The following is a 21,437-nucleotide window of genomic DNA, read 5'->3' on the forward strand; positions in this document are numbered from 1 at the left end:
TGTTTCAAGTTACTGGTTAATGTTTTTCATTCCAGTGTTTTTCTACGTAGTCAATAAATTTATTTAGTTTTTTGCCTAAAAGTTCATAATCTGCTATCAGATCGTTTAAGCCTTTTGATTCAAAATGAAGTTCATTAATCATTGTTAACTGGGAGTTTGCTTCATCACAAGAAGCCAGAGCATCAACCAGAAACCGGATAAAGTCTTGTTTGTATCTGTTTCTGCCATAGCCCTCAACGATATTGTCTTTTATGCTTTTTGTTGAGCGTCTGACCTGACTTCCTTGTTCATATAGTTCGTAAGCAGGTAAAGTTAAGGTCATTTTATGAACTTTAATAGCCAATTGATAGGCGGACTGATAAATTTCTAAATCTCTATAACTCTTCATAATCGTCTATTTTAGTTAATTTTTAAGATTGACTAAAACCTGCAACTTGTAACCTGCAACTTTGTTCTTAGTTAAACACAACTGTTCGGTTCTTATATACCAAAACTTTGCGCTGAAGGTGTTTGTAAACGGCTTTTGAAAGGACAATCTTTTCCAGATCGCGGCCTTTGCGAATTAGTTTTTGTACCGTATCAACGTGACTGCAGCGGGTAACGTCTTGTTCAATAATTGGGCCGGCATCAAGATCGGAAGTTACATAATGGCTTGTTGCACCAATAATTTTAACTCCACGCGTATGTGCAGCATGGTAAGGTTTTGCACCTGCAAATGCCGGTAAGAACGAATGGTGAATATTGATCACTTTATTCGGATAGTTCTTCACAAAATCTTCCGACAGAATTTGCATGTAGCGCGCCAGCACTACAAAATCGATGTTGTTTTCCTTTAACAGTTTTAGCTCAGCTGCTTCCTGCTCGGCTTTGTTCTCCTTATTTATCGGGAAATAGTGAAAATCAATATCAAAACGTTCGGCAACCGGACGCAATGTTTCGTGGTTACTAATAATCATCGGAATTTCCACATCCCACTCGCCGGCTGTGTAGCGTGCCAGAATATCGAATAAACAGTGTGGCATTTTCGATACAAACAGTGCCATTCGCGGAACTTCATTCGAAAAGTAGATCTTCCAGTTCATTTGCAGCGGACTGCCAATCAAGGTGTCAAAATATTCACCGATCTTATCGGCAGGAATCGCGAAATTTTCCAATTCCCATTCTACCCGCATGTAAAATATCTTTTCCTGGCGATCGACATGCTGATCGAGGTAGAGGATATTTCCTTTGTTTTTATTCAGAAATTCAGTTACAGTAGCAAGGATTCCTTGTTTATCAGGACAGTGGATTAACAGTATTGCGGTGTCCTTTTTTTCGTGTAGTGTTTTTATTGTTTTCATATTTTATTAACCGCAGAGTGAGCAGAGAACTACCCAGAGTTGCGCGGAGTTTTTTATAATTTTCCTTTTGTCGATGGCAAATCGAAGTTAAACACATCGCGGCGGATGGCCATTTTTATCGATTTTGCCAGTGCTTTAAAAATCGCTTCAATTTTGTGGTGTTCGTTGGCTCCTTCGGCTTTAATATTCAGGTTACACAATGCGGCATCGGAGAACGATTTAAAGAAATGCATAAACATTTCGGTAGGCATGTCGCCCACCATTTCGCGTTTAAAATCGGCATCCCAAACTAACCACGGACGTCCTCCGAAATCAATGGCAGCCATTACCAGGCACTCGTCCATTGGAAGGCAAAAACCGTAACGTTCCATGCCCAGTTTATTGCCAACAGCCTTTTTAAACGCTTCGCCTAAAGCCAGCGCCGTATCTTCAATCGTATGATGTTCATCAACTTCCAAATCGCCTTTTACCTGTATATCGAGATCAACGCCACTGTGTCGGCCGATTTGTTCGAGCATGTGATCGAAAAATCCCAAACCGGTTGAAATATTGCATACTCCCGAACCATCGAGATTTAAAGAAACTGAAATTGCTGTTTCTTTTGTGGTTCGCTCAACTTTTGCTGTGCGTTGCGGCGATGCCACACAAGCGTAAATATCGTCCCAGTCATCAGAAATCAAAGCACAAACATCTGCCAGTCCTTCCTTTTCCAGTTCTTCAACCTGGTCGCCGTTATTAATGAATATACCTTTTGCACCAAGGTTCTTCGCCAGCATAATATCGGTTTTACGGTCGCCGATAACAAAACTGTTTGCCAGGTCGTAATCGCCTTCAATGTATTTCGTAAGCATTCCGGTTGCCGGCTTCCGGGTAGTAGAATTATCCTCCGGAAAGTGGCGGTCGATGCAAATATCGTCGAAAACGACACCTTCGTTTTCAAACGCTTTCAATATAAAATTATGTACCGGCCAAAACGTATCTTCCGGAAACGAATCGGTGCCCAAACCATCCTGGTTGGTAACCATCACCAGCTCGTAATCCAGGTTATTTGCTATGTAGTGCATATTACGGAAAACCTTCGGAAGGAACTCCAGCTTTTCAAATGCATCGATTTGTTCGTCAGCAGTTTCGTAATTTAAGGTTCCGTCGCGGTCTATAAACAGTACTTTCTTCATCGTTTTTAAATTAGTTTTTTTAACGCACTCAGCAGGTTTTCGTTTTCCTCCGAATTACCAATTGTTATCCGCAGACTTTCGTCGCACAAATGTACTTTCGAGCGATCGCGAACAATAATGCCTTCCTCAACCAGGTAGTTGTAAATACCGCGGGCATCGTGCATTTTTACCAGCAGGAAATTTGCCTCGGATGGATAAACTTTAACCACAAACGGAAACTCAACAAGCAGCTTTTCCATTTTTTCGCGCTCGGCGATCAATAGTTTCACCCATTTTTGTACGGTAACTTTTTTGTCGAGAAGTTCCATCGCTTTGTCCTGAGTCAGAATATTCAGATTGTACGGATATTTTATTTTATTCAGCACGCCAATCAATTCTTTGCTTCCAAATGCCATTCCCAAACGAATTCCGGCCATTCCCCAGGCTTTCGAAAATGTTTGTAGAATTACCAGGTTGGGGTAGTGCTCCAGTTCGGCCATCAGGGTTTTTCCCGGCGCAAAGTCGATATACGCTTCATCAACAATTACCAGCCCGTGAAATTGGTTGGCCAACTCCAGCATCGCTTCTTTTTTCAAACTGTTGCCGGTTGGGTTGTTGGGCGAGCATAAAAATATCAACTTGGTATTTTTGTCGGTTTCGCCAAGAATGTCGTTAATGTTCAGCTGAAAATCATCAGTTAACGAAACTTTGCGCAATTCAACACCTGAAATATCGGCAGCCACTTTGTACATGCCGTAGGTTGGGTCGATGGTAACCACATTGTCTTTTCCCGGCTCGCAAAAAGCGCGTATTAGCAAATCGATCGGTTCATCGCTGCCATTCCCCAGGAAAATACTTTCAGAATCTACCTTTTTTAATACCGCTATTTTTTCTTTTACCAATCGCTGCAAAGGATCGGGGTAACGGTTGTACGGTTCGTTAAACGGGTTCTCGTTGGCATCGAGAAAAACCATGGCGTCGCCACTGTATTCGTCGCGTGCCGAAGAGTAAGGCTTCAGGTTTTTTATGTTCTCTCTTAATAAGTTATTCAGTTCCATAACATGTGTGACGTCATGCCGAACTTGTTTCGGCATCTTGTTTTTTTATCTTATATTCCAATATAAATCATTCATATTTGGATTTACAGATTTTATTAGGTTGATTTTCCATTGTCTGTGCCAATTCTTCAGTTGTTTTTCCCGATCAATTGCTTGATAAATGTCTGGAAAATCTTCGTAGTACAACAAATCTGTAAGTTTATATTTTGATGTAAATTCAGAACCAATTCCATTTTTGTGATCAGCAATTCTGGTTTTAAGATCACTAGTAACGCCAATATAAAATGTGGTCCTTCTTTCATTGCTCATAATATAAACATATCCTCCTTTCATAATAAAGAACCTGAAACAAGTTCAGGTTGACGTTTTAGTCAGCTAAATATTTAAGGCGTAAAGTTACAGCATTTTTGTGCGCTTCAAGCTCTTCGGTGGCTGCCATTTTTTCAATTGCCGGGCCAATTGTTAGGAGTCCTTGTTTATCAATCTCCTGGAATGTTATCTTTTTAAGAAAACTATCCAGGTTTACTCCACTGTACGATCGTGCCCAGCCGTTTGTTGGCAGGGTGTGGTTGGTTCCCGAAGCATAATCGCCGGCACTTTCAGGTGTGAATTCTCCCAAAAATACCGAACCGGCGTTGGTAATTTTACCTGCCAGATCCATATAACTCTTTGTGCTTATAATTAAGTGCTCCGGCGCATATTCGTTGATTAAATCAACACGCTCAGCATCATCCGAAACAACAATTAAAACACTGTTCGAAAGTGCTTTTTCGGCGAGTTCTTTTCTTGGCAATTGAGCTAGCTGCGTATCAACTTCAGCAACAACTTCTTTCAAAGTTGTTTCGTTATTGGTAACCAGCACCACCTGACTGTCGGCACCGTGCTCGGCCTGAGACAACAGATCGGAAGCCACAAAAGCCGGGTTTGATGTTTCGTCGGCAACAACGAGTACTTCCGACGGACCCGCCGGCATATCAATCGAAACTTCGTTCATGCTAACCAACTGTTTGGCAGCAGTTACATATTGATTTCCCGGACCAAAAATTTTATAGGTTTTCGGAACCGTTTCAGTACCGTAAGCCATTGCTCCGATTGCCTGCACACCGCCCAATTTGTATATCTGAGTTACACCTGCAACTTTTGCAGCATACAAAATTGCCGGATGGATCTCTCCATTTTTATTCGGTGGCGAACAAAGCACAATCTGTTTACATCCCGAAATTTTTGCCGGAAGTGCCAGCATCAACACCGTTGAAAACAGTGGAGCTGTTCCGCCCGGAATATACAAACCAACCTTTTCGATGGCTACCGGTTTTTGCCAGCAAGTTACGCCCGGACGGGTTTCCATCTTTTTGACTTCGGGCATTTGAACGCTATGAAAAGCCTTGATGTTTTCAGCGGCTAAAGCAATTGCATCCTTTAATTCCTGCGAAACTGTGGCTTCTGCTTTGGCAATTTCTTCCTCCGAAACCTCAAAATTATCGACTTTTACACCGTCAAAACGTTCGGTGTATTCGCGCAATTTTTCATCGCCCTGCTCACGTATTTCAGTTAATATATTTTGCACGCGACCGTACAATTCCGAAACATCGAAAAGCGGGCGTTTTAAAATTTCGGTCCAGGTATTTCTGGCCGGATTTATATAAGTTTCCATGAAGTCATTTTTTGTTTTTAACCGCAAAGCCTGATTGTTGCCCGAAAATAGCAAATTATTGCTTTTGCCTTTTTGAAAGGCAGTGTCAATCGTACAACGTTAAAAAATCATTTTCTCAATAGGAACAACCAAAATTCCTTCGGCACCGGCTTTTTTCAGTTTGCCAATTACATCCCAAAAGTCGTTTTCCTCAATTACCGAGTGCATCGAGCTCCAGCCTTCTTTTGCCAGCGGAACCAATGTTGGTGATTTCATTCCCGGAAGCAACGAAGTTATCACTTCAATTTTTTCGTTCGGCACATTCAGAAGAATGTACTTTTTACCTTCAGCACGTTGTACCGATTCGATTCTGAAAATCAGTTCGTCAAGAATTTCCTGCTTTTCTGCCGAAAGGTTTGGATTGGCAATTAATACAGCCTCCGATTTCATAACAACTTCAACTTCTTTCAAACGGTTGCTCACCAACGTTGATCCTGAACTAACGATGTCGAAAATAGCATCGGCCAAACCAATTCCGGGAGCGATTTCTACTGATCCGGTAATTACGTGAATCTCTGCATTAATGTTGTTTTCGTCCAGAAATTTTTTCAGGATAACAGGGTAGGAGGTGGCAATTTTTTTGCCGTTGAAGAATTCAACTCCTGGATAATCGAGTGACTTTGGAATAGCCAGCGATAATCGGCATTTCGAGAAACCAAGACGTTTGGCAATTACCACGTTTTCGTCTTTCTCGGCCATTTCGTTTTCGCCTACAACACCAATGTCGGCAACTCCGTCGGCAACGGTTTGCGGAATATCATCGTCGCGTAAAAACAAGGCATCCATAGGGAAGTTTTTCGCTTCCGATACCAATTTACGTTTACCCACGCTCAATCCGATTCCGGCTTCGTTGATCAGCCCCATTGAGTCTTCATTTAACCTTCCTTTTGTCTGAATAGCAATTTTGAGTTTTTCCATGTCTGTTTATATAAAAAAAGGCCTGCCTTTAATGGCAAGCCTTTATTAATTAATATCGTTGAGTTTGAACAAAACAATTACAGCCTACCCGATGGTTGGTTTTTCCAATGATGGCCGTGATGTAGTGTTCTTACTGTCATATCAGTTATTTTGATGCAAGTATAGTTATAAAATTGTATTGAACAATGTGTATTGGTGTTAATTTAAAATTAAAGTTAAGCGCATACTGAAGTATGTCTGAAATACCTGTAAACCGGCAAGAATATTACAGTGAAAAATGATTTTCTCCCTTTTGTACCTTGTTACTGAAGAAAGAAAGTGAGAAAATCCTTGATCATCCTTTAGGAGCTGAGGTAAAATCAAGGATTTTTGCCGAAGAAATAATGATTTATTTTGACGAATACAATCGATTGCATAGATTTGCATCAAACTTAAATCAACATGTATAAAACGATCATTCTTTTACTTGCCGCGGTAGTTTTGGGAGGAACAACGCAGGCACAAAAAGCGGGTAACGAAAAGCTTTTTAAAGACAAAACCATTAAAAAAACGATGACAAAGGCGCTGGACTGGCAACTGGAGCATCCAAAGCACGCCTTGTACGACTGGACCAACGGTGCATTTTACGCCGGAGTATTTGCAGCGTATGAAACAACCGGCTCGAAAAAAATCTGGAAAGCCATGTACGAAATGGGAGAGGCCAACGAGTGGAAACCGGGACCGCGTTTGCATCATGCCGACGACCATGTAATTTGCCAGACTTACATTGATATGTACCGCGTATCGGGCGAAAAGAAAATGATTGAACCATTTATTGCAACGATGGATGAGTTTATGAAAACGCCTTACGAAGCTGATGGCATTTACGAAAAAACATGGTGGTGGTGCGATGCTTTGTTTATGGCTCCACCTGCATTTGTAAAGCTCGGAATTACATTGGACGATGATAAATACCTGAAACTTTCGGATAAACTGTGGAAAGAAACTTACGATCTGCTTTGGGATAAAGAACACCATTTGTATGCTCGCGATATGAGCTACAAATGGAACGAACCCGGAATTGAAGAAAAGCACGAAGCCAACGGAAAGAAGATTTTCTGGTCGCGTGGAAATGGTTGGGTAATGGGCGGTTTGGTTCGTGTGTTGAGCGAACTTCCTGAAGACTACCCGAACCGTGATTTTTACATCCAGAATTATAAAGAAATGGCCGCAAAAATACTTTCGTTGCAACAGGAAGATGGTTTGTGGCGTTCCAGTTTACTTGATCCTGATTCTTATCCCGGTGGCGAAGCCAGTGGCTCTGGATTTTTCTGCTATGCATTGGCCTGGGGAATAAACAATGGAATTTTGGATAAAGAAACTTATCTGCCAGCAGTAGAAAAAGCGTGGGTAGGTTTGAATGGTTTGATTCAACCCGACGGACATGTGGGTTGGTGTCAGCCAATTGGTGCCGATCCACGGAAAAACTTCGAAGCAGACAGCTGGGAAGTATACGGAACCGGAGCGTTTCTACTGGCCGGCAGCGAAGTGATAAAACTAAACTGATCAATCGAATTTCAACAAATAAAAAGGCCGCTGCAAATCATTCTGCAGCGGCCTTTTTACTAAAAGTCTATTCCAAAATTTCGACCCCACCTGGCCTCCCCGAAGGGGAGGAAATATCCCCCTTTGGGGGATTATAGGGGGTGTAAGCCAATTAATAGAATTGAACACAAAAACATTGAGTTATTTTACTTCACCTTTTTCGCAGTAATTGGCATTTCTCCATCGGGGCTATTTACAACTCCTTTCATGGTTTCTCCTTCAACGGTAACTTTCAGCGTAACGTAGCTGTAGTCAACATAAAGGCCAAATTTCAATACACCTTCTTCATAAGTAACATCTTTCAGATCGATCTTGTAACCGTCTTCCATTTTAGTGTGTCCGGTAAGTTTGCCTTCCTTTTCTTCAATTACAATCGTTCCGGCATTGTAGCCGTAAGGTGCATTCGGAGCATCGTATTTCCATTCACCAATAACTTCTTTATTGTTCGAAGAATTGCTTGCATTTACTGTAATTGTTGCAGCAAAGAGGACAAAAACAAAAAACATTAATTTTTTCATCGTATTAAAATTTAGGTATGAATTTAAATTGCACTTGTTTAGTGTGTTACAAAGATTGGTAGCAACATTTATTTATGCAAATTAAAGGGACGAAAACCGCTATTTAGGGATGAAATTTCGGTAGTCAGGATAAAACAGTTAAAAGCAGGGGCGAATATTTTTCTGATACAGGAACAGTGGTTGCTGAAGAATGGAGGTGAAGACTGAGTTTTTTGTTTTCTTTCTCAACAAAGTCGACATTTTGCGTATTTACGATGAACGAACGATGGCAACGTAAAATGGATTCAGATCCCAGTTGGCTCTCCATATTTTTCATTGTATTGCGCAAAAGCTTTCGTTGCAATTTTCCTTCCAGTATAAAGTTTACGGTTACATAATTATCGGTCGACTCAATGTATAGAAAATCCTTGCTCCGAACCGAAAACCGTGGTTTCCCTTTTTCATCAGTAAAAGTTAAAAGCTGATTTGTGTCGGTTCCGGAAAGTTTGTTTTTTAGCTGTTCAATTTCTTCGCTGTGCTTTTTATAATAGATCAAAAGAAGCGCAAAAGAGTAGGGAATCAGAATCCCAAGCACGGTATATTTTAACGAAAAAAGGAAATCGTTTATAAAGTTGCCAATCGGATTGCCATAAAGAAAAATGTAAACGAGGCTGATCAATACAATCTCAATGAGAATCCACAACAAGTAGTTTTTTAGTTTGAATGATTGTTGATGCAGAAATTTGCGAAGTGGAAATTGCGTGAACAAAAGTACCAGCGACGAAATAAAACCATAGCTCGAAAGCCGGAGGAATTGAATAATTGGAGAATCGGAATACCAGCGGCCGATATTCCAGGGTTTAAATACATTGATAAAGAATATGCTGAAAACCAGAACGATAATAACAAGCAGGTACCTGTCTTTTTTTCGGTCGAGCAAACTAAAACTGTTATTCAAAAATTTTAGGTTCAAAGTCTGACTGTTTATTCGTCAATATTAAATGTTTGCTTCATAATTTCAAAAAAACATTTTAATTATTCTGTTGTGGCCGATTCCCAATTAATATTTATTGCTTTGTGCGCTCAAAGGCATGGTATTTGTCGGAACAGAGCACAATTAAACAATTACAGAAAGATTAAAGTCGTGAAACATACAATTACTATTCTATTATTTGCATCGCTGTTTTTTACTTCGTGCACCGAAAAGCCGGCAGACCAAAGCGGTTTGCCGGAAATTCTGCTGAAAAAATCGCAGGATATTTTACCCATTTCAAGTTTTGTTGAAAATCTGGATTACCTGGAATTAAAAGTAAACGAAGCCAAAATTGAGTTTGGCGATATTCTGGATGTTAAAGAGTTGGATGGCGATTTGATCATTCATCAGCGCCGGGCTCGCGAAATCAGCTTTATCCGCTTTACCCGAAAAGGCGATTTTATAAATACCATTGTAAGCAATAGAGAGGGGAGTGGTAAAATTAAACAACCACTGGATATAATTTGCTATCAGAATGATTTTGCTGTATTGGCCGAAGATGGAATTTACATTGTTGGTAAAGACGGTAAATACAAAGCCAAACTAATTGCTGCCAAAATGCCGGGAACTAAATTCTTTGAATCGAACAACCAGTTTTATGTGGTAAACGATGTTCCTGATTACGGGTTGTACACTGTTTATTCACAAAATGGGAATGCGAAAAAAGTGTCATTTCCTGAAGATCGACTAAAAGATTTGGGACATTCGAATCTTGCAGTTTCAGGAACGAATAATATTTCACTGGTTTCGTCGTACAGCGACACGGTTTTTGCCTATAATAATTCGGCTTTTCAACCCGAGTATTTAATTGAAAGCGACGGTTACCCATCATTTGCCGAAATGTGGCGAAACACCGGCGACAAGGACGATATTGAAACGCTGAAATATATTCACAATACGCACCATTCGAAAATTAAAAGCTACTTCGAAAACAGCAATTATATTTTCCTGACCTATTGGCTGGGCTCGCATCAAACCACTGCCCTGATTAATAAGAACGGTTGGGAAGCTACGTACTTTGCCGAGGCGGTAAATAATATTGATGGTGGAATTTGGGACAATCCATCGTTTCTTTCGCAGGCCAACGAGTTGTACATTCCGATTACCGCCTACAAAGTTAGCGGGCACAAAATTTCGGATAAACGTCATAACGAGTTCGAGAAAGTGCAACTGCATATTGCGGCTACCGGAAATCCGGTTTTAATGCGTTGCCAGCTGAAATAGGTTAATCGAAATACGTTTCTGTGCGTTCACCCCGTTTATATTCATACATCATTTTTATTTGTGCTTCGTTGTTTCGCGGAAGTGAAAGTGCCGGAAGTTCGTTTTCCTTAAACCAGCCCACGTCGCAGGTTTCCGGCCCGGTAGAAATGGTGTCACTCTGTTTTTCGCAAAGCAGAAAAATCTTGTAAACGTATTCAAAAGCCGGAGGCATATTTTGTTTTTGCTTGTCCATAATGGCCAAAAGACGCGTGGCTTTTACCTGTAATCCGGCTTCTTCCATACATTCTTTTTCCGCAACTTCGCCGGGGCTGTAAGCAATATCCGTCCATCCGCCGGGTAGTGCCCAAAGTTGATCCGCTTTTTCTTGTACCAACAGAATCTCGTCGTTTTCGTTAAAAACGACAGCTCTAACATCCACTTTGGGCGTTCGGTAACCGTTACGTTCTTCAATAACCGGTATAATATCAGAAACTGGTATGCGGGTGATTTTCTCCAGCATTTCCAGGCAGATATCTCGTATTTCCTGGTAGCGTTCAATGTCGTAAGGAATTGTGTTGTATTCCAGCCCAATTTCCGCCAGGGCATGCAGCCGTTTTATTTTCTCGAAATAGTAGTTGCTCATCTTTTTAATGAATTGATTTTGTGTGTTTGAGGTAATCTCTTTTTATACTTAAAACTTTACTGTTCTTTTTTTACCAGCATTAGTTTGTTGCCTTCCAGTTCAGAATATCCCTGGTCGTATACAAAATAATAAATGCGTCCGGTTTTGGTGGTGTAAGTATTGGTGAAGTAAGAAAAATTAAAGCCCTGTTTACTGAGCGTACTTTTGTAGGTAGTGGTTTTGTCTTCCGGATTCATTTCTTCCAAAATCGTGTGATTGTTTTTCAGTATACGGTTGATCTTTCGCATGTAATTCGTCGAGCCACTGGCCTTTTTATTGTTGTAGGCATTGCGGCAACTGTCGTTGCAAAATTTCTGGTCGGCACGTCCTTTTAAGGATTCTCCACATTCGAGGCAGGTTCGTTTTTCCATTTTTAATTGTTTTTGTTTGAGTTGCTAAAATGCTAATATACAAAATTATATCCGTTTGTAAACGTTTGCAAACGTTTATTGTCGACTACAAACGTTTAAAAACCGGATAGGCTTTATGCGCCACTTTACCTTTGTTTCAACAATTGCGTTACAGGACTCGCATAAGACACAGTCCTACATTATTAACTAAAAAAAGAAATATCATGAATGCATTAAGAAACAGCGTACGATTGTTAGGTCACCTGGGAGAAGATCCAAAAGTAAGACGATTAGAGAGTGGAAAAGTAGTTGCCAATTTTAATATTGCTACCAATGAAATTTACCGCGACAGCCACGGAAATAAACAAACGGAAACTACCTGGCACCGTTTAGTGGCCTGGGGAAAAAATGCCGAGGTTGCTGAAAAGTACCTGAAAAAAGGGAAAGAAATTGCCATTGAAGGAAAATTGACCAACCGCCATTGGGAAGACAAAAATGGCGAAAAACAATATATGACAGAGATTGTAATTAACTCGCTGTTGATGCTGGATAAAGCATCGAATTAACAAGCTCTAACGTTAATCCACAAAAAAGCAGTAAAGAGACTTAGTTTCGTTACTGCTTTTTTGGGTTTAGTTCGGACAGTTCAAACCCCGACAATATCGCCCTTTAATGAATAAGCAATGGCCAACACGTCTTTTTGTGTTTGCTCGTCGATGTTATGCTTATTCAAAGCTTTCATAATATCGTCAATAGCATGCATGTATTCGCCCTGCCCAATATTCATGCCTTTGTGCGACGATAGCATGTCTTTCCCGGTGTATTGTTCCGGACCACCACTTCCGGCTGCTAAAAAATTAATAAGGTGTTGCCGTACTTCTGCAAAATGTGCAGGATCGTCTTTTAACGGTAAAAACCGGGCATTTACAGCCGGGTTACTCATGTGGTTGTCTACAATGTCGTCAACAATCGACGTAATTCCTTCGATGCCTCCAAGTCGTTCGTAAAGGCTTTGTTCTACTGGTGTTCCCATGTTGTTTTGATTAAATGTTCCTATACAAGTTAAGGATTTGCAGATAAAAAGACAAGTAAGTATTTAAATAAGTATTGTTTCCTAAGGGAGTTTTAGAACCTAATTTTTTGTAAAAGGTCTAGGAACTATCAAGCGGATTTTTCATTCAGAGTTCAATCTCAAGCTTTCCTGGTTAGAACTGAAGAAACCGGTAAAATATTTATTACTGTTAATACCACCTGGCATTATGATACGGTTAGAGTACAGAAAAATTTATTCCTGGTAATCGCTCAAACTATCTATCATTAAAAATATCACTAATTTAAATCTTATTCATATGATGTTTTAAGTTGAAAGAAGACTATTTTTTAGTGAAGCTTACTTTCTTGTTTTTGTTGAATATGTTGTGCTTTTTTCTTTTTTTTATCTCGTTTTACAACTCATAGTTTTTCAATGTTTTTAAGTCTTTACAGTTTGCTAAATGCTCTTGATCTGAAAAAGGGAGATTTTGTGCTAATTCATTGATTTCTAGAACTCATTCGGGCCAATAAACTTGTTTGAAAACATACGGATTCATTACAGAATTATAAAATTGTGTCTTAATTTTATCATTGGTCAGACCGCACACTTGGATAAAAAAGGTCTTCAGACCTAATCTAGTGTAGAGTAGAATTTTTAACTAATTAAACCAGAGTTTATGGCTATTCAACAAAAAGACAGAATTTACCTCGACGGAGAGTTGTTTGAGCTGTTATCAACTCCTTTAAACTCCTTTTTCGAAACGCATCCTGAAATTCCAAAATTCAGAGGAAAAATGTCGGAATGCCGGAAAGGTTACATGGCCTCATGGCGCATCCGGAATAATGTACTTTATCTGACCGGTTTTCAGCAGGTGAGTCCCACTACAGTTATAAACCCAAGAGATGTACTTTCCGGTCCTAAAATGGTAGCCGACTGGTACGATGGTACACTTCGCATTCCTATCGATTCTGTAATTTCAGATTCCGATGGAGGTGACGATCCTCACGAAACAGAGCTTCATATTCAAGTTCAGAGGGGTGTTGTTTACACGCACGAAATCGTCCAGAAGAAGCATGTGACTTCGAATAACTCTAAAAAGAATAACGTTTTATAAACGGGCATTCTAAGTTTTCAGAATAAATCACAGCCTATTCATAACATCGTTTGAATACAAAACGATGGTGTGTCATTTCTTCTTTTGCCTGCCAGTTTACCGTTGCCAGTTCCCAACCTTTTTTGCCCAGTTTATTCGTGTAATCGTAAAGGTTTGGGCCGGTATTCCAATCTTCCAGTTCTTGACCGTTTACGAATCGCGGGCGCCACACTTTATCCAGTTTTTCGGCGGTTAAAAACAAGTATTCCCATTTTTTCATTATAGTTGTTTTTCGAACCTGATTCAATTTTGAATAATTCGGATTGCTGACCAGGATTAAGTCAGTAACAGAATACAGTTGAAATTCTGTTTGGGGATCAATTTCAGTCTGACGAAATCATTTTTACCGGCGCTGGTCCTGGTGGTGGAGCCGATATATCCATATCATGAAATTCCAATACCTTTTCTTTAAAACTGTTTTCAAAAGCTTCGTCAGTTGAGGCTACGCTTTGCAAAAAATTGTCGGCTCCCGGTCCTTCATGTAATGCCACTACAATCGGCCCGTCGGGCGTTTCTGCTAACCATGCATCGTGGCGTGTTAATCCATGTTTTTTGTTGAACGCATTAAAAGCCTCGTTTTGCTCTCCACTAAGCGATTTTGCCCAATTTTTCCAGTCATCAACTTTTCCCTTTTTTAAAGGAGCAAGAATTAATCCCATAACTTAAATGTTTAATAATGAATAATTTGAATAACTATTAAAATTAAGACAAATAAGTCTTTAATCAAAGATCGTGAGGTGCTAAAATTGCTGTTCTGTGTTAATAATTCTTAATCAACGGTGTACGGCGCTCTTTAAGGATAGAAGGCTGATTTCCAGAATCAGAATGCCCATTTTATACGTGCATAAACCGCTTGACCGTAATCGCCGTATTCTGTCCCCTGGCGTCCTAAAAATAACTGACCATTCAACATTACTTCCCAGTTATCGCCTAACGAGTAGGTTAACGATGGACCAAGAAAAGAAGAACCGTCGCAGGGATTTAGCATTGTCGACATGTTGGCTGAGAGCAGGGGAGTAAAAGGATAACTGATTTGCCCAAACAATTGGTATTTTCCCAACGACAGCATTTTGGCAGAGATATCAGGAGCAAAAAAACTTCGGCCTCCTGCATCGCCGGTAGTTCCGTAGCTATTGAATAAAGTTCCGAAATGCAAATACAAGCTGTTTGGGAAGGTATAATCTGCAGACACTGAAGCGACAAAAGTTTCAAAGTTTTCGGTGTCTTCTTTGTCACGCGGACGGAACCAGGTTGCTTCTCCGCGGAATCCGGCACCTTTTATATCACCGGCCCAACCGCCGCCTAGAACATAGTCTTTACCAACCCAACCACCCAAAAACTGGATGTCGTAATTAAATTTCGAAAACCGGTACATCCCGGCAATGGCAGTTTCATCGTTATTGTGCCCGATTTTATAAACCAGTTCTGCCGATGAAGTAACGCCGGTGTAGTATTGCATGCGAATTCCATCGGTTCCGGGGCGTTCTTCGTAATCAAAATCGAAGTAGGAAAAAGTGTTGAAAACGTCGTTAGGATTCCAAACCAGGTTGGTGCCCCAGTTTATGCGTTGTCGTCCCAATCTTACTTGTAATTTTCCACTGGTGTAATCAATCCACGCACGATCGAGCATGGTGTGTAAAAACCAGCTGTCGGCAGAAAGCAACACGGTTCCCAGGTCAAGGTAACCGTTGTCGGCATCCACAAAATCTTCGTAATTTGGGAATTCACGGATCATCTGCCCCATATAAATGCGGTTACGCGCTTCCAGTGCAAAGGTCAGTTTGTCCGAAGCATACCACCTGAAATTTAAACGGTTGTGTATTTCATTCAGAAAAAGGTAGTCCAACGATTTATCAGCGGAAATAGGAATCGGTTCCACCGGATGATAATACATGCCCAAATCTTTTACGTAACCATAAAATGACAGGTTTGACTGCGCCCTTAGGCCAAAGCTAAAAAGTATAAGAGATAGTATGAGTAACGATTTTTTCATTTTTGAATCTTGGTTGATCAGCTAATACTTATTTTCCAAATCTGACTAATGTCGAATGATGATTAACGAATTGTGAATGAAGATGTAAATTGAAACGTGGTTGTTTGTGTTTCTTTCAATCGCTATTCTGAAATCGTTAATCGCTATTCGTAATTCCTCATTTGCTCTCCATTCCACCTGCAAAATCCATCACACACATGGTATTGTATCGTGGATGAGTACCACAAGCTACGCCAACGCTTCTAAAATCAGGTTGAAGGAGGTTGGCGCGGTGACCACGGTTTTTCACACCATCGTCGATCAATAGAAAAATGACAATTTGTCGAGCGGAAGTATTTCCATAAGCAATATTCTCGGCAATGCGAACCTGCCATTTACCGTAACGTTCTATACGATCTTTTGAGTTTGAACGATCCTTTCCAATATGTCCTGTTCTTCCTGTTTTAGCCTGATCTTTCTGATGATCATTGGCCGCTTTTGTCAAAAGTTTATCCGGATATAAAACCGGAGCCGGAGCAGCATTTTTCAATGCACGTACACATTCTCGCAAAGCACTTATTCCTTCTTGCGTCATTATCGATTTATCGCCGGGGTAGTGCAGTATCTTTTTGTCGTAATATTGGGCGAGGGGAGCAATATATTTCTCCGCGTATGCCGACGGATTGGAACGGAACAAATTGACTTCATAAATTACTTCCTTTTCCAGGTCCGACAAATAATTGGCATCGGCTGCAGTGTTTAATGATCTGTCTTTTGTTGCTTCTTTCGCTGAAACTGTCAGGCTCAAAGCGATTAAAATTATTGCTATCCGGATTTTCACGTTCATGCTTTTTTAATGACATCCTTGTAAACAAACAATATGCTGTTACTTGCTGATGTCGCTGATTATTTTTCCATCCTCGATGGTAATTACACGCCGTGCTTTGTGTACCACCCGCTGGTCGTGCGTTGAAAATATAAACGTTATTTTTTCCTCTTTATTAAGTTGCTCCATTATATCGAGCAGATTTTCGGTGGAGTGCGAATCGAGATTGGCAGTTGGCTCATCGGCCAGTACGAATTTGGGTTTCGATGCCAATGCGCGTGCCACAGCAACTCGTTGTTGTTGCCCTCCCGATAATTTTGAAGGTCTTCGGTCCATCATTTCTCCCAATCCTACTGCTTTTAATAATTCGCTGGTTCGTACATCGCGGTCGGCTTTTTTGCTTCCCTGCAAATGCATAATAAATTCCACATTTTCTTTGGCCGTCAGAACCGGAATCAGGTTATATGCCTGGAAGACAAAACCAATATTTTTCATTCTGAAGTCAGTAAGTTTTCGTGATGATAATTCATTGATTTTAACACTGTCAATTTCTACTGAACCTTCTGTGGCATCATCCAAACCTCCGATGATATTCAGCAAAGTGGTTTTTCCTGATCCGGAAGGACCAACAATGGCGGTAAATTCGCCTTCCTCAATCGACATATTTATTCCGTTAACCGCGTGTACCGAAACGGAGCTGCCGTTATAAATTTTGTGCAGGTTTTTGATTTCTATGATATTCATTGCTGTAGTTATTAATTCATTCTAATATTCTAATCTTCAAATATTATCGCCTGTTTTAGTCAGTTCTCGTTGCTTCAGCCGGATTTAGTTTTAATGCTTTTCTAGCCGGGTAAATCGCAGAAATTAAACCGGTTAAAACTACCAGTGTAATTAATATGCCTAAAGAGTGCGATGGAAATTCAGTGGCAATTTCTGTTGACATTCCGTATTGCTCCAATCCTTGTGCAAACGCTGATAAATTGATCGGATGTTTTTCGAAAATCCGGGAAATTCCGATTCCCATCAGAATCCCGACTACACCTCCGGTCAGGGTCAGCATAATGGATTCCAGAATGATCATGTTAAAGATCTTTCGTTTGTTCATTCCAACTGCCATCAGCATTCCAATTTCTTTTACACGCTCCAGAACGGCCATCAGCATGGTGTTGATAATTCCGAAACACAAAGCAATGAGAATGATGAGTATAAAAATGTACATGTACTGGTCCATCGAATCGGTAATGATCGACATTTCCGGACTCAGTTCTTTCCAGGTTTGCACGTCCATTCCGGTGGCTATTTTTTGCACCGATGGTTTTACCGCTGTTGCAAAGCTGTTGTCTTTTAAAAGAATGGCAATCTCGTGAACGGCGTCGGGTTGAATGCCAATTTGCGAACGCAGATCGTTGATGTTGACGAACAAATGCATTTCATCAAAACCGGTGTTTACGGTTTTGTAAATGCCTGCTACACGATAACCTTTCGACGATAAATCTCCATTAAAATCAACCAGCTGTACATTTATTTTGGTACCCACTTTTAAGCGAAGTTTATCCGCCAATTTTTGCCCAACGAGTACCGGAGGCATTCGGCTGGTTTTTTCAAGGTAAGTACCATCAACCAGGTGTTCCCAAATATCGGTCACCTGCTTTTCTTTTTCCGGATCGATTCCCAGCATTTTTCCGCCGCCAGTTCCGTGAGCTGCCATAATAAACGGTTCGGCAATCAGTCGGGGAGAGGCAGCTTCCACAGAATCGAGCGCTGCAATTTTTTCGGCCAACGCAAAACCATTTGGAATAAATAATTCCGATTCGGTGTTATCCAGAAAATGAGGCGCGTGCACCTGAATGTGCGACAACTCCGATTTGGTTGCCGATTCAATGCGCGAATTGTACATGCCATTCATAAATGCCATCATAAAAATGCCTGCAAAAAGACCCAGCGCAATCGCCGCAATCATTACTATACTGCGGGTTTTGCTTCGCCAAACATTTCGCCATGCTATTGAAAGTATCATCGTTTTAGTTTTTCGTGATTAATTGTTAGAAGCTTTAACTGCGCATTGCTTTCGTGATTTTTAACCGGCTAACGTTAGTTATCGGGAAAATCGCTATAAACAGGCTGATGAGGAAAACCACAATGATCTGGTTATAAAAGAGCGAGGCCTTCATCGAAACGAACATGTACGGTTCCATGCCATAGATTTCGGTGGCTTTCGCCATGTCGCCGGTTAGCGGAATCGGGTTATAGAAAAAGTACAGGCAGAAAAAGTAACTGATTATCAATCCCACTGCACAACCGATAAGCCCGATAAAAAGCGTTTCGATAAAAACTAGCGAGGCTAGTTTTCGTTTTTGCATTCCCACGGCGTGTGTTACTCCAAATTCGCGCTGGCGTTCTTTTACCATCATAATTACTACGCTGAACATGCCAAATGCGATAACCAGGTAAAGAATTCCGAGCATGATAATTCCACCGCCACGGTCGCTCTGAATTATTTGCACCAGTTCCGGTGTCATTTCTGTCCAGGTCATTATTGTATTTTGTTCGGGCAGAATTTCTTCAATGTCTTTTTTGATGTGGTTTACACTATAGTGATCATCCGTCATTACCACCAGCGATGTCGATAATCCATAAGCCGAATAAAACTCACGGGCAGTTTCAATGTCCATGTAAACCAGCCGTTTGTTAAACTCCGCATTGGGGTGTTTTATAATTCCTTTTATTGGGAATAAACCACTCGCACTTATTCCGTGATATCCCTGTGAGATCATCACCAGCGTGTCGCCAACGCCCAGTTCGAGGTATTTGGCCAGTCCTCCGCTTATCACCACTTCTTTATCACCGGATTTTATAAAGTCTCCCGACTGCATTTTTTTCGAGAGGTTGGTAATCTGGTCTTCGGCTTCGGGCTCAATTCCCATTACCATGGCCGGTTTACTTTTCATGTGGTCGGCAGCAAGTGAAAACGATTCCAGGCGGTTGGAAACCAGCGAAACGTCTTTAATATTTTTAATTTGATTTTGTAACTCAGAATCAACCTCAAAACTATTGTCGAGCGTGCGTTCGTCCCAGTAAGCAGTATCCTGCACCTGCAAGTATCCGGTGTAGAATTTCACCGAATTATCGATCATGCTGTCGTACGAACCTTCCTGCATCGACCGCATCCACGAGGCCAGTAGCACACTGAACACAATAGATGATATGGCAATGATGGTTCGGCGTTTGTTGCGCCAGAGGTTGCGCCAGGCTAGTTTTATGTTTGTTTTCATTGGTTAATGCTTGAATGTTTTTATAATTGGTGTCATTTCGACGAGTAAACGAGGAGAAATCTGTTGCATTGAAAGAGATTTCTCAGTCATTCTTCCTTCGAAATGACAGTCCTTATCGTATCCTTTTCATATTCTGCTGCGAAAAGAAACTCTCTTTCAGATCAACATCAAACTCAATTTTGTCAAAGATCATCACCGTTTTGTTGCCTTCTTCATCAGCCGGAATCATTTCAAGGCGTGTTGGCATTTCGCGGTCGTCCATCATTTTTACATCGGTCAGAATTTCAGTGTTTACGAGGTAACCATCTTCATCGTAAAACTCAGCTTTCAGCCAGTGCAATTCTTCTTTCGATATCCACATGATCACTTTTCCCCAAACAACGGGAGCATCTTCGTGTGGTATCAGTTCAATTTTGTAGCACGAATAACCATCAACTTCTTCCTCGCCAAGTAATTTGTTCGAATAGTCTTTTGCCATTTGCGATTCTTTAACCAAATCGTCGTTGGTAAAATCAGAACCCATCCACGACTGCATCATCATCGACGGCGGGATTTTAATCATCCGTTCAATGTTGGGAACCCAGTTCCACATTTCCTTGTCGCGTTTCAGAAAAACCTGTCCTTTTTCTTTGGCCGGAGCAGTTATATATATCAGCGAGTAGTCGTTGCCCAGGGTCCAGTTTTTCATCGAAACAGTCCGGCTCCATCCCGGGCGTTCAATAATCATGGTCATTTCGCCACGACTCGATTCACCCCTGAATTTTTCGTCGGCTTGTTTTACAATAGCTGTCATATCCTGAGCCAGTACAACAAGACCCAGAAGCATAAAAGTTAGTGTGAGTTGTATGCGTTTCATTTTGGTAATTATTGATTGTTAACGATTTTAAATGATGCGGCAATTACGGCCTCTTCCAATTTCTCCATGGGGAAAACATCGGGAGCAGCAACACAATACAAAAAGGCACCTTCGATTAACGACGAAATAGCCATTAAGTCACTTTCCGGATCTTTGCTGCCTTGTTCTTTAATAAAACCATAAAATAAGTTGAAAATGGGGGCGGCTTTTTCTTCGTAAGTTTCAGCAAATGTTTGTGAGATTTGAGGTTGCAACAACAACGAAAAGAACAACTTCCAGTGTTGCATGTTTTCGCGAAGTAACTTGAAATTTTGCCGGATAAAATAGATAAACTCCTCTTTAGTGAGAATCCCGTCGTGGTTAATATCCAGGTTGTCGTAAATTTCGTTAAAACCATGCTCCATCAGTTCGTCAAGAATTTCTTTTTTGCTGCTGAAGTAGTTGTAAGTTAATCCTTTGGATATTTTTGCTTTCGCTGCAATCTGGCTAATCGAAGTTGCATGATAGCCATTCTCGGCAAATAATTCCAATGCAGTTTCCATAATTAACTGCTTTTTCTGTTTTCTGATATCGTCGAATTGTTCCGGACTTCTTGGCATCTTATTTATTTATTGATTGAACGGTCGGTCAAAGTTAAATGATGTATTTTGAAATTCCAAGAAAAAAGTTGATTAATTGACCAATCGGTCATTCTAAATATGGAAGATTAGACGAAAAAGTTCAAATTTGAAATGAGTGCTTGAAAATAAATGGGAAATTAATGGACAATTTGGCCAATGCACCAATAGTTGCAAGCAAATGTAAAATAAC

The 21,437-nt window shown here is 40.7% G+C and carries 25 protein-coding genes; 4 read left to right on the top strand and 21 right to left on the bottom strand.

Annotation, left to right across the window (positions count from 1 at the left end):
- Positions 1 to 16 precede the first annotated feature (16 nt).
- From QZ576_RS08055 to hisG, 7 genes are all read right to left on the bottom strand, one after another.
- Complete coding sequence (locus tag QZ576_RS08055; protein ID WP_297095892.1) at positions 17 to 388, bottom strand: four helix bundle protein; 372 nt, start codon at positions 386 to 388, stop codon at positions 17 to 19.
- A gap of 67 nt (positions 389 to 455) precedes the next feature.
- Positions 456 to 1,340: a formyltetrahydrofolate deformylase gene (gene purU / locus QZ576_RS08060; protein WP_297095894.1), complete on the bottom strand. Its 885-nt coding sequence runs from the start codon at positions 1,338 to 1,340 to the stop codon at positions 456 to 458.
- Between the two features lie 53 nt (positions 1,341 to 1,393).
- On the bottom strand, positions 1,394 to 2,515 hold the full coding sequence (hisB, locus tag QZ576_RS08065) for a bifunctional histidinol-phosphatase/imidazoleglycerol-phosphate dehydratase HisB (protein WP_297095896.1): 1,122 nt from the start codon (positions 2,513 to 2,515) through the stop codon (positions 1,394 to 1,396).
- 5 nt (positions 2,516 to 2,520) lie between these two features.
- Positions 2,521 to 3,588 carry a histidinol-phosphate transaminase gene (gene hisC / locus QZ576_RS08070; protein WP_297095898.1) on the bottom strand — a complete coding sequence of 356 codons (1,068 nt, stop codon included), beginning with the start codon at positions 3,586 to 3,588 and terminating at the stop codon, positions 2,521 to 2,523.
- Positions 3,589 to 3,597: 9 nt separating this feature from the next.
- A complete protein-coding gene (locus QZ576_RS08075) occupies positions 3,598 to 3,885 on the bottom strand; it encodes a GIY-YIG nuclease family protein (protein WP_297095900.1) in 288 nt (95 codons plus the stop codon).
- 34 nt (positions 3,886 to 3,919) lie between these two features.
- Positions 3,920 to 5,206: a histidinol dehydrogenase gene (gene hisD, locus QZ576_RS08080; protein WP_297095902.1), complete on the bottom strand. Its 1,287-nt coding sequence runs from the start codon at positions 5,204 to 5,206 to the stop codon at positions 3,920 to 3,922.
- A 99-nt stretch (positions 5,207 to 5,305) separates the two neighbouring features.
- Positions 5,306 to 6,163 carry an ATP phosphoribosyltransferase gene (hisG, locus tag QZ576_RS08085; RefSeq protein WP_297095904.1) on the bottom strand — a complete coding sequence of 286 codons (858 nt, stop codon included), beginning with the start codon at positions 6,161 to 6,163 and terminating at the stop codon, positions 5,306 to 5,308.
- Positions 6,164 to 6,604: 441 nt separating this feature from the next.
- On the opposite strand from hisG, the gene QZ576_RS08090 reads away from it, so the two are divergent.
- Positions 6,605 to 7,708, top strand: a complete 1,104-nt coding sequence (locus tag QZ576_RS08090) for a glycoside hydrolase family 88 protein (protein WP_297095906.1) — start codon at positions 6,605 to 6,607, stop codon at positions 7,706 to 7,708.
- 185 nt (positions 7,709 to 7,893) lie between these two features.
- Here the strand turns inward: QZ576_RS08090 and QZ576_RS08095 are convergent, their stop codons facing one another.
- A complete protein-coding gene (locus QZ576_RS08095; RefSeq protein ID WP_297095908.1) occupies positions 7,894 to 8,265 on the bottom strand; it encodes a hypothetical protein in 372 nt (123 codons plus the stop codon).
- Between the two features lie 124 nt (positions 8,266 to 8,389).
- A complete protein-coding gene (locus QZ576_RS08100) occupies positions 8,390 to 9,217 on the bottom strand; it encodes a LytTR family transcriptional regulator DNA-binding domain-containing protein (protein WP_297095910.1) in 828 nt (275 codons plus the stop codon).
- Positions 9,218 to 9,388: 171 nt separating this feature from the next.
- Between QZ576_RS08100 and QZ576_RS08105 the strand changes: the two genes are divergently transcribed.
- A complete protein-coding gene (locus QZ576_RS08105) occupies positions 9,389 to 10,501 on the top strand; it encodes a 6-bladed beta-propeller (RefSeq protein ID WP_297095912.1) in 1,113 nt (370 codons plus the stop codon).
- Between the two features lies 1 nt (position 10,502).
- Here QZ576_RS08105 and QZ576_RS08110 read toward each other — a convergent pair whose 3' ends face one another.
- Both QZ576_RS08110 and QZ576_RS08115 read right to left on the bottom strand, forming a co-directional pair.
- Positions 10,503 to 11,123, bottom strand: coding sequence for an NUDIX hydrolase (locus QZ576_RS08110; protein WP_297095913.1), 621 nt, complete (start codon positions 11,121 to 11,123; stop codon positions 10,503 to 10,505).
- Positions 11,124 to 11,179: 56 nt separating this feature from the next.
- Positions 11,180 to 11,533, bottom strand: a complete 354-nt coding sequence (locus QZ576_RS08115; protein ID WP_297095915.1) for a hypothetical protein — start codon at positions 11,531 to 11,533, stop codon at positions 11,180 to 11,182.
- Positions 11,534 to 11,736: 203 nt separating this feature from the next.
- Between QZ576_RS08115 and QZ576_RS08120 the strand changes: the two genes are divergently transcribed.
- Positions 11,737 to 12,078, top strand: a complete 342-nt coding sequence (locus tag QZ576_RS08120) for a single-stranded DNA-binding protein (protein WP_297095916.1) — start codon at positions 11,737 to 11,739, stop codon at positions 12,076 to 12,078.
- Positions 12,079 to 12,158: 80 nt separating this feature from the next.
- Here the strand turns inward: QZ576_RS08120 and QZ576_RS08125 are convergent, their stop codons facing one another.
- Positions 12,159 to 12,545, bottom strand: a complete 387-nt coding sequence (locus QZ576_RS08125) for a group 1 truncated hemoglobin (protein WP_297095918.1) — start codon at positions 12,543 to 12,545, stop codon at positions 12,159 to 12,161.
- Between the two features lie 676 nt (positions 12,546 to 13,221).
- Between QZ576_RS08125 and QZ576_RS08130 the strand changes: the two genes are divergently transcribed.
- The gene (locus QZ576_RS08130) at positions 13,222 to 13,659 is read left to right on the top strand and encodes a hypothetical protein (protein WP_297095920.1); all 438 of its coding nucleotides are present in this window, start codon (positions 13,222 to 13,224) and stop codon (positions 13,657 to 13,659) included.
- A 34-nt stretch (positions 13,660 to 13,693) separates the two neighbouring features.
- On the opposite strand, the gene QZ576_RS08135 is transcribed toward QZ576_RS08130, so the two are convergent.
- The 9 genes from QZ576_RS08135 to QZ576_RS08175 form a co-directional block, all read right to left on the bottom strand.
- Complete coding sequence (locus QZ576_RS08135; RefSeq protein ID WP_297095922.1) at positions 13,694 to 13,918, bottom strand: hypothetical protein; 225 nt, start codon at positions 13,916 to 13,918, stop codon at positions 13,694 to 13,696.
- Positions 13,919 to 14,021: 103 nt separating this feature from the next.
- A complete protein-coding gene (locus QZ576_RS08140; protein WP_297095924.1) occupies positions 14,022 to 14,357 on the bottom strand; it encodes a hypothetical protein in 336 nt (111 codons plus the stop codon).
- 161 nt (positions 14,358 to 14,518) lie between these two features.
- The gene (locus QZ576_RS08145) at positions 14,519 to 15,691 is read right to left on the bottom strand and encodes a hypothetical protein (RefSeq protein WP_297095926.1); all 1,173 of its coding nucleotides are present in this window, start codon (positions 15,689 to 15,691) and stop codon (positions 14,519 to 14,521) included.
- 157 nt (positions 15,692 to 15,848) lie between these two features.
- A complete protein-coding gene (locus QZ576_RS08150) occupies positions 15,849 to 16,517 on the bottom strand; it encodes a CAP domain-containing protein (protein WP_297095929.1) in 669 nt (222 codons plus the stop codon).
- A gap of 39 nt (positions 16,518 to 16,556) precedes the next feature.
- Positions 16,557 to 17,240, bottom strand: coding sequence for an ABC transporter ATP-binding protein (locus QZ576_RS08155; RefSeq protein ID WP_297095931.1), 684 nt, complete (start codon positions 17,238 to 17,240; stop codon positions 16,557 to 16,559).
- Positions 17,241 to 17,295: 55 nt separating this feature from the next.
- The gene (locus tag QZ576_RS08160) at positions 17,296 to 18,516 is read right to left on the bottom strand and encodes an FtsX-like permease family protein (RefSeq protein WP_297095934.1); all 1,221 of its coding nucleotides are present in this window, start codon (positions 18,514 to 18,516) and stop codon (positions 17,296 to 17,298) included.
- Between the two features lie 34 nt (positions 18,517 to 18,550).
- Complete coding sequence (locus QZ576_RS08165) at positions 18,551 to 19,771, bottom strand: FtsX-like permease family protein (RefSeq protein WP_297095936.1); 1,221 nt, start codon at positions 19,769 to 19,771, stop codon at positions 18,551 to 18,553.
- A gap of 112 nt (positions 19,772 to 19,883) precedes the next feature.
- Entirely contained in the window at positions 19,884 to 20,627 is a 744-nt protein-coding gene (locus QZ576_RS08170; RefSeq protein ID WP_297095937.1) for an outer membrane lipoprotein-sorting protein, read from the bottom strand.
- 8 nt (positions 20,628 to 20,635) lie between these two features.
- Complete coding sequence (locus QZ576_RS08175; RefSeq protein ID WP_297095939.1) at positions 20,636 to 21,226, bottom strand: TetR/AcrR family transcriptional regulator; 591 nt, start codon at positions 21,224 to 21,226, stop codon at positions 20,636 to 20,638.
- Positions 21,227 to 21,437: the final 211 nt, after the last annotated feature.

Origin of the sequence: uncultured Draconibacterium sp. (assembly GCF_913060805.1) — a bacterium.
In the GTDB taxonomy this organism is placed as follows: Bacteria; Bacteroidota; Bacteroidia; order Bacteroidales; family Prolixibacteraceae; genus Draconibacterium.